The organism is Salmonirosea aquatica, assembly GCF_009296315.1.
In the GTDB taxonomy this organism is placed as follows: Bacteria; Bacteroidota; Bacteroidia; order Cytophagales; family Spirosomataceae; genus Salmonirosea; species Salmonirosea aquatica.
This window is the reverse complement of sequence record NZ_WHLY01000002.1, coordinates 5,113,785-5,128,122: the sequence shown is the minus strand read 5'-3', so window position 1 is coordinate 5,128,122 and position 14,338 is coordinate 5,113,785. Positions and strand designations below refer to the sequence as shown.

Sequence of the window (14,338 nt, the reverse complement as noted above, 5' to 3'; positions counted from 1 at the left end):
GACCCGCATGACCTTGAAACAACTCGACGACGAACGGTTGGTACTTTTTCTTAGGGAAGGCAAAATGACGGCCTTCGAGGAAATCTACCGGCGTTACTGGTACAAGTTGTACAGCATCGCCTACCACCAGACCGGCATCCGCGAAGAAGCTGAGGAACTGGTGCAGGAGGTTTTCCTGAAACTATGGAGCCGCCGTTCGGAGGTACAGATACGGCACCTGGGCATGTACCTGACCATTGCGGTCAGAAACCAGGTCTATGATTACATCAAATCCCAAATCAGCTACCGCAAGTATCAGGAGTACCTCATTTTTCAGGAACTTCACCAGCACTTCGACACCGACGAAATAGTCAACTATACCGATTTGACCGAGGCCGTGGAGAAGGTGCTCAGCCGCTTACCCGAAAAAAGTGCGGAGGTATTCAAGCGCAGCCGCTTCGAAAACCAATCGGTGCGAGAAATCGCTCAGGTGCTCAATCTGAGCGAGAAAGCCGTGGAGTACCACATCACCAAGTCGTTGAGATTCCTCAAAGACAACCTGAAAGAATATCATACCGACAATTAGGAAGTCAATCGCCCGCATCCCATGACACAACAGGAATTCAACCAACTTCTCAAACGCTACCTCGAAGGGAAAACCACCGAGCAGGAGGATCGCCTCTTGGCGGAATGGTATGAAACCCCCGCCAACCAGGTGGAGTTGTCCCTGAGCGAGGCGCAGAAGGTAGGGATCGAGAAGCGTATGTGGCGCAGCCTCCAAACCCGGATCCGACCGGCTGGTGGACGCCGGACAATCCAACTGGCGTGGTTGTCGGGTATTGCGGCCTGCCTGGTGCTGGGTTTTGCCTGGCTGTACAGCCAATCCGACACCGAGCCAGAACCGCGGGTAGCTACCTTAGTGCGGGAACAAACCGGCATTGAGGTAAAAAACACTAATCCCTCTGAGCAGGAGGTAACGCTACCCGATGGTACCACCGTACTCCTGGCTCAGAACAGCAGCCTGGTGTACGAAAAAACCTTCAACCAGGCGCGCCGGGAAGTGTACCTTACGGGAGAAGCCTTTTTTAACGTAAAGCGCAACGTGGCCAAGCCCTTTGTGGTGCATACCGGCGAGTTGGATACGGAGGTACTCGGGACAAGTTTCCGGATCAGGCAAAATGAAAAAGGTAAAACCACGGAGGTATCGGTCCGTACGGGAAAAGTATCGGTATACGCCCGGGGTAAAAATCAGCAACGTGAGCGCAACGGGGTCATTATCACCCCCAACCAACGGGCCGTGTACGACGCCAGCACCCATACCATCACACCGGGTATTGTAGAAAAACCGGTGGCGGTTCAGTCCGGAGAAAAGAAAACGGCATTGGTCTTTCGGGAGGCTTCTTTTGAAAAAGTGCTGGCCGAACTTACCCGGCTGTACGGAATTGAATTCGTGATTTCGAACCCTACGGTTAAAGACTGCCGCATCACGGCCGACCTGAATGGTCTGTCGATGTTCACCCAGCTCGAGTTGGTTTGTAAATCCGTGGATGCCACCTACGAAAAAAGGGGTACCGTGGTGTTTATCAACGGCGACGGCTGTCCATAAAAAAGCCGAACGTGCTGCAAACACGTTCGGCTTCACTTGAATACCCTCTTTCAAACGCCAATCTGTGGGAGGGCATTGTTTCTCAATTTTTACCAATTAAAAAACAAGTAAAACTATGAAAAAACCGGTACCCATTCCCAAAAATTTGTGGAAGGTTATGAAAATCACGTTTTCACAATTGCTCTTACTGACCCTCTGCTGCAGCCTTTCCTGGGCCCACAGCCTCCGGGCTCAGGAGGTACTCAACCGACCCATTTCTATCCGGGGGGAGCAATTGGAATTGAAAGAAGTATTGAACCAAATCGAACAGGAGGCCCGCGTAAAATTCGTGTACAGCACCAAAATCCAGTCGGCCCAGCGGGTATCGCTGAACGTCACCAACCGAAAACTCTCGGCGGTACTGGACGAGGTTCTGAAACCCATTGATGTCGAATATGAAGTAATTGAAAACCGGATTCTACTCCGGAAAAGCAAGCCGGAACGGGCTGAGCCTACCGGCTTCATCCCGAGGGAAGTGAACCTGCCCGTGGATCGCACCATCACGGGTATCGTCACGGACGAGAGCGGCGGCGCTTTGCCCGGCGTGAGCGTGGTGCTGAAAGGTACCCAACGGGGTACCACTACCGATGGTGAGGGGCGTTTTCAGCTGGCCGTTCCCGAAATAGGCTCACCCGTGCTGGTGTTCAGTTTTGTGGGGTACCTTAGTCAGGAAGTGGCGGTGGGTAACCGCTCCACGATTGACCTGGCCCTCGCCCCGGAGGACAAACTGCTCAACGAGGTGGTAGTGGTAGGCTATGGTACCCAGAAAAAGGTCAATTTGACAGGTTCGGTCGCCTCCATTTCCTCAGAAGAATTGGTAAAGCGGCCCGTGGGCCAGACCACCTCCGCTCTTCAGGGCATGGTACCCGGCCTGACCGTAACCCAGCGCTCGGGCCAGCCCGGCCGCGATGGCGGCAATATCCGGATCAGGGGGATAGGTACCCTCAGCGATGCCAACCCACTGGTAATCATGGATGGGATCGAATCGAGCCTCAATAACATTGACCCCAACGAGATTGAAAGCATCTCGGTGCTGAAAGATGCCGCCTCGGCGGCTATCTACGGTTCACGGGCGGCCAATGGCGTGATCCTGATCACTACTAAACGCGCCAACGACAAAGGGTTCAGTCTCAATTATAACACCTACGTAGGTACCCAAACCCCCACCGACATGCCCACCATTGTGAATGCAATGGATCATATGGTGATGATCAATGAGGCGTACACCAACGTGGGACGTACGCCGCTGTACAGCCAGACCTACCTGGACGAGTACCGCACCCAGGCCGCCTCCAACCCCGACCGCTATCCCGATACCGACTGGCAGAAGCTTACGCTGAAAAAAAGCAGCCCCATGCAAAGCCATTATGTGGGCCTCAACGCCGGCAACGATCGCATCAAGGTGTTAGGATCTTTCAGCTATTTCAATCAGGACGGGATTATCCCCAATACCAACTTCAAGCGGTATAACGTACGGCTCAACTCCGACATCAAGCTAAATGATAAATTCAGCGCTTCCATGGATATGTTCCTGCGGAGGACTGATCTGACTGAACCCTCTTCCGGGACGGGCTACGTTTTTCACTGGATGCGGCGGATTCCGGCCAATCAGGCCGGGATACTTTCCACCGGCCAGTATGGCGAAGGCTGGAATGGAGATCATCCCCTGGCCAGAGCGCAGGATGGAGGCCTCAACAACGAGTCGGCCATCAGTGCTATCATGAACCTCAATGTACGCTACAAGCCCACGGACTGGCTGACGGCCAGTGTGATCTACGCGCCTAAGTTCAACGAGCCCCATACCAAGTCGTTTTCCAACATCACCCAGACCTACCGCTGGGACGGTAGTCCCAGCTACGCCATTCCGGGCCGGAACTCGCTGAGCGAGCGTTTTACCCGTACCTGGTACAACAACCTCCGTGCCACCCTCACCCTGGACAAAACCATTGCCACCGATCACCAACTGACGGTGCTGGCTGGTTTTCAGCGGGAAGATGAACGTGACAACTGGATATCGGCCTACCGGGAGGTTTTCATTCTCCCTGATTATCAGGAGATCAACTCCGGAAATCGTGAAAACGAACGTACTGGTGGATCGGCGTCGCACTGGGCGCTACAGTCCTTGTTCGGCCGGATCAACTACAACTATAAGGAAAAGTACCTCTTCGAGGCCAACGCCCGCTACGACGGTTCCTCCCGCTTCGCGACTGGCAACAAGTACGCAATTTTTCCTTCGGTGTCGGCGGGCTGGCGGATCGGACAGGAGTCTTTCATGACGAATCTGTCCCACGTTGTGACCGACCTCAAAATCCGGGCTTCGTGGGGACGCCTGGGCAATCAGAATATCGGCCTGTACCCCTTTTCGGCTTTCATCGGCATTGGCAGCAGCAATTATGTCTTCGGTGATCAGGTAACGACGGGCGCCTCGCTGAATGCCATGGCCAACCCCGAAATCCAATGGGAAACCACTACGCTTTCCGACATTGGGCTGGACCTGAACCTGTGGTCGAAGTTTACGGTTACGGCCGATTACTACCAGCGCAAAACCACCGGTATCCTGCTTCAGCTCGACATTCCCACCATGTTGGGTCTCACGGCCCCCTATCAGAATGCCGGGGTGGTGGAAAATAAAGGGTGGGAACTAGCCCTGAACTACCGCGACCGCGTCGGAGATTTCACCTACGGAGTGACCTTCAACCTGTCGGATGTGAAGAACAAAGTACTGGATATGAAGGGGATTCAGCGCAGTGGACGGCAGGTAAGCCGCGAAGGACACCCGATTGATTCTTTCTTTGGCTACGAAGCCATCGGCCTGTTCCAGAGTGCCGACGAGGTTGCCAACAGCCCCAAACAGTTTGGCAACGTGGCCCCCGGCGATATTAAATACCGCGACGTAAACGGCGACGGTGTAATCAATACGCAGGACCAGGTAATCCTGGGCAGCCCCATTCCCCGCTATACGTACAGTACTAATCTGGACCTGGGCTACAAAGGCTTCGATTTGTCGGTGTTCTTTCAGGGTGTGGGCAAGGCCGACGGCTTTCTGTTCGGGCAGGGCATCATGCCCTTCTACCTGGGAGGTACCGTGCAGGAGCAGCATAAGGATCGCTGGACCCCCGATAATACCGATGCCGCCTTCCCCCGCTTTGCCTTCAACGAAATCAACAATGAGCAGAACTCCGATTTCTGGATGAAGAGCGCCTCCTACCTCCGGCTGAAAAACGTTCAGCTCAGCTATACGGTACCCGGTTCATTTTTAAAAAAATACATCCAGCGGGCCCGCATTTATGTCAGCGGACAAAATCTGTTCACCATCGATAAATTCTGGCAGGGCTACGACGTAGAGGCTCCCGTTAGCGACGGGGGCTGGTACCCGCAAATGAAAGTATACTCCCTGGGCCTGGATCTGAAATTCTAAAAAATGAAGTCTATGAAAACCATCAAGATATTCCTTACCCTCATCATCGGCATGGCTACCCTGTCGTGCAATGACTACCTCGAACGCTATCCGCTCGACAGCCCCGCCGCCGAAACTTTTCTGCGCACCGAGGCCGAGCTCGATCTGGCCGTGACGGGCGTGTACAATACACTCTGGTTCAAACCTATTGACAATGGCCCATTTGCCCTTTCGCTGGACTACGCCTCCGACATTGGCTGGGACCGGAACGGCTCAGCCCTGCAGGAACTGGGCAAAGGCATTGCTACCCCCGACAACAGTTTTACTAAATCCTTCTGGGATACCTTCTACCGGGGCATTGGCCGCGCCAACTACATCCTTTCCCGGGCCGAACCTTTGGCCGAAATCGTACCTGCCGAAAAATACAAGCGTCAAATGGCTGAAATACGTTTCCTGCGCGCCTACTATTATTCCTACCTCAATGAACTCTTCGGAGGGGTACCTCTTCTGACCCAACCTACCCTACTCTCGGAATCGCAGGTACCCCGTAATTCCAAGGCCGAAGTGACAGACTTCATTATTTCGGAGTTGCAGGCAATCAAACAGGACCTGCCCGCCCAGCCCGGCGCGGCCAATAAGGGACGGGTATCCAAAGGCGCGGCGCTGGCCCTGTTGTCGCGGGTGGCGCTTTACAACCAGAAATGGGAAACGGCTGCCCAGGCAGCCGAAGAACTCATGGACTCCAAGACCTACCAGTTGCATCCCAACTATGGTGAGCTGTTCATGTATGCCGGACAGAACTCCCCCGAGATAATCCTGGCGGCGCAATTTCTGAAAGGTACCAGTGTCCACAGCACAGCCCGGCAGTTTTATTCACGGATCGCCTTAGGGCACTCCAACAAAATACCGGTGGAGGCGTTGGTCGACTCCTATGAAATGACCGACGGTCTACAGATTGACGATTCTCCCCAATTCAACCCGGCCAAGCCCTTCACCGACCGTGACCCACGCCTGGGTTATACGGTGGTGTTACCCCAATCCACGTTCATCGGCTATGTCTTCGAAACGCATCCCGACAGCCTCACCACCCTCAATGTAGCCACCGGCAAGCGCGTGCAGAATACCGAAGCTACCCACGCCTATGCCAGTTTCTCGGGGTACCTTTGGCGCAAATACGCCGATCCCGGCGATAAGGACGACCGGGACAACAGCGAACTGGACATCATCCTGTTCCGCTACGCCGAGGCGCTGCTCAACTACGCCGAGGCTAAGATCGAAATGAATCAGATCGACCAATCGGTTTATGACGCCATCAACGCCGTCAGGACCCGCCCCAGTGTCAATATGCCTGCCATCGCGCCCGGCAAAACCCAGACTGAGCTACGGTACATTGTGAGGCGGGAGCGCAAATACGAACTGGCCGGCGAAGGACTCCGCCTGTTCGATATCCGCCGGTGGAATATTGCCGAAAAAGCCATGAAAGGCAAACTGCTCGGCCGGGTGCAGAATGCTTTCCTGAGCAATGCGCCCGACATCGACGAGAACGGAACCCCTAGTTACGACAATGTGGCCAATGCCGATAAAATGCGGGTTATCGAAATCCGCTTGTTCGACCGCAACCGCGATCTGCTATGGCCGATCCCGCGCATTGAGCTGGAAACCAATACGGCACTGGAACAGAATCCCAATTACTAGGAAGTTGGTCTCGCTGTCCGGGGTAAATCTCGGGCGGTGAGGCCTTCTATTCCCATTTCCCGAACTAGCCCTAACTCAGTATGTTGATACGATTCTTGATCACCCGAATAACCAGGGGATTACTACTGGCTGCTCTTTTCCCAATCCTTGTCGCCACCCAGGCAACCCCTCGTTTCCCTAAAGCCGAAAGCTATGATATTTGTGTGTATGGGGCTACCTCGGCTGGTGTCATGGCCGCCTACACCGCCCGGAAAATGGGGAAATCGGTACTCCTGATCGAGCCTACCCGACACCTGGGCGGGCTTACTACCGGAGGCCTGGGCTACACGGATATTGGCAATAAGTACGCCATAACGGGTCTGGCCCGGGATTTTTACCGCCGCATCGGACAGCACTACGGAAAGTTCGAGCAGTGGACCTTCGAACCCAAAGTAGCGAAGCAGACTTTCCAGAAGTACCTCGACGAGGCAGGTATCCAGGTACTGTACTCGCATCGGATTGTATCCGCCCAGAAAACCAGGAACCGAATCCAGAGTATTGTCCTGGAAAACAGTCAGGCTCCGCAGGCCACCACCCACCGCACCGTTGAAGCCCGAATGTTTATCGATGCCACCTACGAAGGCGACCTGATGGCCAAGGCAAGAGTAAGCTACGCCTTGGGGCGCGAAGCCAATAATGTCTACAACGAAACCATCAACGGGGTGCAGCTCATGCACGGCCACCAGTTTCCCGATGGCGTAGATCCCTACAAGGTACCCGGCCAGCCCGAAAGCGGATTGCTGTGGGGCATATCGGATCAAAAACTGGCACCGGCAGGTTCGGGTGACAACAAGGTACAGGCCTACAACTACCGCATCTGCCTCACCTCCGATCCTGCCAACCAAATTCCGATTACCAGGCCGGAAGGTTACGATGCCAGCCGGTATGATCTTCTCGTGCGGCTTTTTGAAAAACAGCCCACTAAAAAAAGTATTCGCGACTACTTCATCTGGAGCAGTATGCCGCACCAAAAAACCGATATCAATAATCGGGGGGATTTTCAACGGATATGATCGGGATGAATTATGCCTATCCCGAAGGTACCTACGCCGAACGTAAGCGCATTATTAAAGACCACGAGCTTTACACGAAAGGGCTGCTCTATTTCTACGGGCATGACCCCCGGGTACCCCATCGATGCAGGAGGAAATGTTGAAATGGGGGTACCCTAAAGACGAATATGTCGATAACAACCACTGGTCGCCCCAAGTATACGTCCGCGAAGTACGCCGGATGGTGGGCGACTACGTCATGACCCAGGCCAACTGCCAGGGGAAAGAAGTGGTAAACGATGGCGTGGGCATGGCGGCCTACACCATGGACTCTCACAATATTCAGCGCATCGTGGTCGACGGGCAGGTCAAGAACGAAGGAAATGTGGAAGTAGGCGGTTTTGGTCCTTATCCCATTGCCTATCGGTCGCTTATTCCCAAAGCTTCCGAATGTGAAAACCTGCTGGTGCCGGTATGTCTGTCGGCCAGCCACATCGCCTACGGCTCCATCCGTATGGAGCCGGTATTTATGGTGCTGGCGCAATCGTCGGCGGTAGCAGCGGTCATGGCAATCGACGCCGGTACTTCGGTACAACGGATCGACGTAGCCCAGCTGCAAAAGCAATTGAAAGCCGATCCGCTGGCCAATGGTACCACCCCCGAAATACTGGTGGATAACGACGATAGCACCTCCGTATCGGTACATGGCCCCTGGGCGGTGGTCAGAAAAGGCAGCTACGGCCCTACCTCGCTGACTTCCGACCCAAAGGGTACTGCTGTGCAAACGGTGCGTTTTACACCTGAAATCAGTCGGCCCGGTCGGTACAAGGCCTACATGTATTTTCCCAAAATGCCCGGTCTTTCTTCTAAAAGTACCCTAATCCTCCACGATGGCAAAAAATCCCGGGAGCTCACCGTCAAGGACTCCGATATCGTGGTAGAAGGACAAACCTCGGGCGAGTGGTTTTCGCTCGGCGAACTGACCTTACCCAAAGGCCGGAAATCCTATGTGGAGATTTCCAATCAGGGCGCGGATGGGGTAGTTATCGCCGATGCCGTTCTTTTTGTGCCTCAGGGACTCTAATTCGTACCTTTCTTTTATCAAACTCAGTTCTATGAAACAGTTGGTTTTTATACTAGTATTTTCACTTCTTCATTTATCTTTTGAAACCGCCCCCACCGCTACGCGGCAGGCCGATGTCATCATCTACGGGGGTACCTGCGCCGCCGTCACCGCTGCCGTGCAGGTGAAGAAAATGGGCAAGTCGGTTATCGTCGTTTCACCCGACAAGCACCTGGGCGGGTTGTCGGCGGGTGGGCTGGGCTTTACCGATACTGGCAACAAATCCGTCATTGGCGGACTATCCAGAGAGTTCTACCAGCGCCTCTATCAACACTACCAGAAGCCCGAAAGCTGGACATGGCAGAAACAATCGGAGTACGGCAACAAAGGCCAGGGTACCCCCGCCATGGATGGCAACAACCGCACCATGTGGATTTTTGAACCCCACGCCGCCGAGCAGGTTTTTGAGGACTTTATCAAGGAAAACAACATCACCGTCTACCGCGACGAATGGCTGGACCGCTCTAAGAAGGGCGTATCCATGAAAAACGGCGAGATTCAATCTTTCAAAACGCTGAGCGGCAATACCTACCAGGGCAAAATGTTCATCGACGTCACCTACGAAGGTGACCTGATGGCCGCCGCGGGCGTGAGCTACCACGTGGGCCGCGAGGCCAACAGCGTGTACGGCGAGCAGTGGAATGGCGTGCAGGCGGGCGTGTTTCAGCACGGCCACTACTTCAAAAAACCCGTGAGCCCCTACAAGGTACCCGGCGATCCCAAAAGCGGCTTGTTGCCCGAAATTTCCTCCGAGCCCATTGCTCCCAACGGTACCGGCGATAATAAGATCCAGGCCTACTGCTTCCGGCTGTGTATGAGCAACGACCCCAACAACCGCGTACCTTTCCCCAAACCCGAAGGCTACGACCCGGCCCGGTACGAGTTGCTGCTACGGGTGTTCGATACCGGCTGGCGCGAAACCTTTGAGAAGTACGACCCCATTCCCAACCACAAAACCGACACCAACAACCACGGACCATTCAGTACCGACTACATCGGCAAAAACTACGACTACCCCGACGCCAGCTACGAACGCCGCCGGGAGATCATTAAGGATCATGAAAAGTACCAGAAAGGGCTGCTGTACTTTATGCAGAACGACCCACGCATGCCCGCAGACGTGAAGCAGGACATGCAACAGTGGGGCCTAGCCAAGGACGAATTCAAAGACAACGGCAACTGGCCACACCAGATTTATGTGCGCGAAGCCCGCCGCATGCTGGGTGAGGACGTAATGACCGAGCAGCATACCCTGGGAACCAAGCCCGTGTCCAACCCCATCGGGATGGGTTCTTACTCACTGGACGCCCACAACGCGCAACGATACGTCAAGGACGACGGCTACGTGCAGAACGAAGGCGACATCGGCGTACATCCCAAACAGCCCTACTCCATTTCCTACGGTTCCATCCTGCCCAAGGCGGCCGAGTGCAAAAATCTGCTGGTACCCGTAGCCATGTCGAGCTCACACATTGCTTTTGGTTCTATTCGCATGGAGCCCGTATTCATGATTCTCGGTCAGTCGGCGGCGGCGGCGGCGGTACTGTCCATCGAAAAAAAGGTTATTCCGCAAAAACTGGATTATGCCGAATTAAAGAAGGAACTACTCAAAGCAGGGCAAAAATTAGAGTTAAATTAAGGTAATTTGCACTTTACTGTCAGGGGTACATGGCTCGGACAAAGTCCTGAGCTATGTACTTTATCTGATTTCCCAACCTTTTCCGCTGTTCCAAGTACCCAATGAACCCAACGATTCAACCTGCCCGCTCTACTGCCTCCCATCTTTTTAGTATTCCCGTGATCGTAGCCGCCCTGGGCTACTTCGTTGATATTTATGACTTATTGCTTTTCGGAATTGTCCGCATCCCCAGCCTGGTTTCGCTGGGACTATCCGAAGAGGCCGTTTCGTCGGTAGGGGCCAGCATCCTCAACTGGCAGATGACCGGCCTGCTCCTGGGAGGTATTCTGTGGGGTATCCTGGGCGACAAAAAAGGGCGGCTCTCCGTACTTTTCGGCTCCATTGTCACCTACTCCATTGCCAACATTGCCTGCGGATTCGTGCAGGATGCCGATATGTATAAAATCCTGCGGTTTGTCGCCGGGGTGGGTCTGGCCGGAGAGTTGGGCGCGGGCATTACGCTGGTTTCCGAAATCCTGCCCAAAGAACTCCGGGCCATCGGCACCTCGCTGGTGGCAGGTATCGGTTTGCTGGGCGCGGTGGTGGGTTACTTCACCGTCGAGTTTTTCGATTGGCGCAATGCCTACTTCATTGGCGGGGGCCTGGGCATTGCCTTGCTCCTGCTCCGGATCGGGGTGTTCGAGTCGGGCATTTTTCAGCAGGTACGGGAACAGAAACACGTGCAGAAGGGAAATTTCTTTGCACTTTTTACCAATAAAGACCGCCTGATCCGCTATCTCAAATGCATCGGCATGGGACTACCTACCTGGTTTGTGATCGGGATTCTGGCCACGTTCAGCAACGAGTTCGGAAAAGCCCTGGGCATTGACGAAGCCATCCGGCCGGGGCTGGCCATCATGTGGTGTTACGTAGGTCTTTCGGTGGGCGACTTATCGAGCGGCCTCATCAGCCACGCGCTCAAATCACGTAAGAAAGCCGTCTTTATTTTTATGCTGTTTACGGCAATAGTCAGCACTGTATACCTCTATGCAGGCATCAATACCGCCGGACAACTGTACTTCCTGGCGGCTTTGCTGGGATTGGGCATCGGCTACTGGGCCATGTTTGTGACCATTGGCGCCGAGCAATTTGGCACCAACCTGCGGGCTACGGCCGCCACCACCGTGCCCAACATGGTGCGGGGTACGGTGGTACTCATGACCACGCTGTACGGCTCGTTCAAAACTTCATTTGCCGTTACCGATGCCGGGGCCCTGGTGGGTCTCATCTGTTTTATCATCGGTTTTTACTCCATCCTGACTATCCCCGAAACCCACGGCCGCGACATGGATTTTCTGGAAGAGTAGAAGGGTATTTTGTAGTGGGTCAGGACTTTCTTTTCCATACTGGCAATCAGTCATATGTTCGTGTACTATGGCTACGAGGGCCTCAAATTATCCTGCCCCATGAAAACTCTATTTTCCTTACTACTGCTCTTCTTCTTATCCTTAAACGGTTTCGCCCAAACATCCCTCGAAGTCGTTTATAAGCGAGTCGACAGCACAGTACTCAACCTGGTACTGGACTACCCACCCGGCTACCAGTCCGGGCAATCCTACCCGACGCTGGTGTTTTTCTTTGGCGGGGGTTGGGTGAACGGGAGCATTGCCCAGTTTGAACCGCATGCCAGGTACTTCGCCAGCCGCGGGATGATCTGCGCGCGAGCCGACTACCGTGTTAAAAACCGGCAGGGCACCCCCCTTTTGCGTCGGTTGAAGATGCCAAGTCGGCCATACGGTACCTGCGGCAGCACGCTGCCCTGCTGGGGATTGATCCGAACCGGCTGATTGCGGCGGGAGGCTCGGCGGGTGGACACCTGGCCGCCGCGGCGGCCGTGCTGCCCGATCTCAATGCCCCTACCGACGATCTTTCAGTGAGCACCGTACCCCAGGCGCTGGTATTATATAATCCCGTTATTGACAATGGTCCCGAGGGCTATGGCTACGAGCGGGTCGGGGAACGCAACAAAGAATTTTCGCCCCTGCACAACCTGGACAAAGGCTCCCCACCCACCATTTTCTTTTTGGGAACAGCCGATAAACTGATTCCTGTCAGTACCGCGCAAGCCTACAAAAAGAAGATTGAGGAAAAAGGCGGACGCTGTGACCTGTATCTGTACGAAGGGCAACCCCACGGCTTTTTTAATTACAAAAAAAACGACTTGGCCAATTTCAAAGATACCGTCCTGAAAACTGACGCCTTTTTGCAATCATTGGGGTACCTCAAAGGCGAGCCAACCTTGGATCAATTCCTGAGTTCGGGATACCAGCCCTAGGCGTAGATCACGGGAATAAGTTAAAATTTTGTTTTCCAGAAAAATGATACACGGCATGATCAAGAAAATAATTCTAGGCAGTCTGGGAGTAGCGGGTACCCTGCTGATGGCCGCTATGCCCACCGAAAACGCGCCACGCCGCGCGGCTCCGAAAAAAAACGTCCTGATGATCGCTGTCGATGACCTGAACAATGACCTGGGTACTTACGGTCACGCGCTGGTCAAATCGCCCAACATCGACCGGCTGGCCCGGCGGGGCGTGCGGTTCGAGCGAGCCTACTGCCAGTTTCCGTTGTGCAGCCCCAGCCGCACCTCGTTGCTCACGGGTCTGCGCCCGGACTCCACCAAAGTTTTCGAACTGAAAACCCATTTTCGCACTACGGTACCCGACGTAGTGACCCTCCCGCAGCACTTTAAGAACAACGGCTACTTTACGGCCCGGGTGGGCAAGCTGTACCATTACGGCGTACCGGGCGAAATCGGTACCAACGGCCTCGACGACGCTCCCTCCTGGAACACCGTCCGCAATCCGAAGGGTCGTGACAAGGCCGAGGAAGATTTACTTACCAACTATACCCCCAAGCGCGGCCTGGGTTCGTCGCTGTCATTTCTGGCGGCGGAAGGTACCGATGAAGAGCAGACTGACGGCATCGTGGCTACGGAGGCCATCAAGCTCATGGAGCAAAATGCGGATAAGCCGTTTTTTCTGGCGGTAGGTTTTTATCGGCCTCACTGCCCTTACATTGCCCCCAAGAAGTACTTCGCCATGTACCCTAAGGATAAAATTGTTCTTCCGGAGCACTCGCCCGGAGATACATCCCAGTACTCCCGCGAGGCCTTTTTCACCTACCCCTTCAATTGGGGGCTTACCGAAGACCAGCGGCGCGAAACCATCCAGGCTTACTTTGCCTCCATTACGTTCATGGACGCCCAGTTGGGCCGCGTGCTGGACGCCCTGGACAGGCTGGGACTGGCCGACAACACCATCGTGGTCTTCTGGAGCGACCACGGGTACCTGCTCAGCGAACACGGCCAGTGGATGAAACAAAGCCTCTTTGAAGAATCGGCCCGGGTACCTATGATTGTGGCCGCACCGGGCGCGAAGGGCAACGGCGCAGCCAGCCCGCGCACGGTAGAGCTACTGGATATCTACCCTACCCTCACCGACTGGTGCGGCCTCAGTACGCCCAGCCACGTGGCCGGCACTAGCCTGGTACCGCTGCTCAGCAATCCCCGGAAGTCTTGGGACCACCCGGCCATCACCCAGGTACTACGCAACAACGGCATGGGGCGCAGCATCCGCACGGAGCGCTGGCGCTACTCGGTGTGGGAAAACGGAACCGGAGCGGAGGAACTGTACGATCAGGAAAAAGATCCTTATGAGTTGAAAAATTTGGCGAAGGATGCTCGTTTTGATAAGACGAAGAGAGAACTACGTACCCAGCTGTTGGGTGCGTCCGTCAAACCCGCGGCTCCCTGATCGCCGTTCTGGAATGACTTCTTCTCTTGCGGACT

General features: G+C 54.7%; 9 protein-coding genes and 1 pseudogene. All 10 read left to right on the top strand.

Going from position 1 to position 14,338, the window contains the following annotated elements:
- Window positions 1–7: 7 nt before the first annotated feature.
- Window positions 8–565 carry an RNA polymerase sigma factor gene (locus GBK04_RS22220; RefSeq protein ID WP_152763496.1) on the top strand — a complete coding sequence of 186 codons (558 nt, stop codon included), beginning with the start codon at window positions 8–10 and terminating at the stop codon, window positions 563–565.
- A 21-nt stretch (window positions 566–586) separates the two neighbouring features.
- A complete protein-coding gene (locus tag GBK04_RS22215) occupies window positions 587–1,585 on the top strand; it encodes a FecR family protein (protein ID WP_152763494.1) in 999 nt (332 codons plus the stop codon).
- 115 nt (window positions 1,586–1,700) lie between these two features.
- A complete protein-coding gene (locus tag GBK04_RS22210; RefSeq protein WP_152763492.1) occupies window positions 1,701–5,042 on the top strand; it encodes a TonB-dependent receptor in 3,342 nt (1,113 codons plus the stop codon).
- Between the two features lie 12 nt (window positions 5,043–5,054).
- On the top strand, window positions 5,055–6,716 hold the full coding sequence (locus GBK04_RS22205) for a RagB/SusD family nutrient uptake outer membrane protein (protein WP_373331221.1): 1,662 nt from the start codon (window positions 5,055–5,057) through the stop codon (window positions 6,714–6,716).
- Window positions 6,717–6,796: 80 nt separating this feature from the next.
- A pseudogene (locus GBK04_RS22200) lies at window positions 6,797–8,831 on the top strand (FAD-dependent oxidoreductase).
- Between the two features lie 31 nt (window positions 8,832–8,862).
- The gene (locus GBK04_RS22195) at window positions 8,863–10,509 is read left to right on the top strand and encodes an FAD-dependent oxidoreductase (RefSeq protein WP_152763487.1); all 1,647 of its coding nucleotides are present in this window, start codon (window positions 8,863–8,865) and stop codon (window positions 10,507–10,509) included.
- A gap of 101 nt (window positions 10,510–10,610) precedes the next feature.
- A complete protein-coding gene (locus GBK04_RS22190) occupies window positions 10,611–11,855 on the top strand; it encodes an MFS transporter (protein WP_152763485.1) in 1,245 nt (414 codons plus the stop codon).
- Between the two features lie 99 nt (window positions 11,856–11,954).
- On the top strand, window positions 11,955–12,335 hold the full coding sequence (locus GBK04_RS30940) for an alpha/beta hydrolase family protein (protein ID WP_373331220.1): 381 nt from the start codon (window positions 11,955–11,957) through the stop codon (window positions 12,333–12,335).
- The gene (locus tag GBK04_RS30935) at window positions 12,281–12,823 is read left to right on the top strand and encodes an alpha/beta hydrolase (RefSeq protein WP_373331478.1); all 543 of its coding nucleotides are present in this window, start codon (window positions 12,281–12,283) and stop codon (window positions 12,821–12,823) included. The genes GBK04_RS30940 and GBK04_RS30935 overlap by 55 nt, the downstream gene beginning before the upstream one ends.
- A 55-nt stretch (window positions 12,824–12,878) precedes the next feature.
- Window positions 12,879–14,303, top strand: a complete 1,425-nt coding sequence (locus GBK04_RS22180) for a sulfatase (RefSeq protein WP_373331219.1) — start codon at window positions 12,879–12,881, stop codon at window positions 14,301–14,303.
- Window positions 14,304–14,338: the final 35 nt, after the last annotated feature.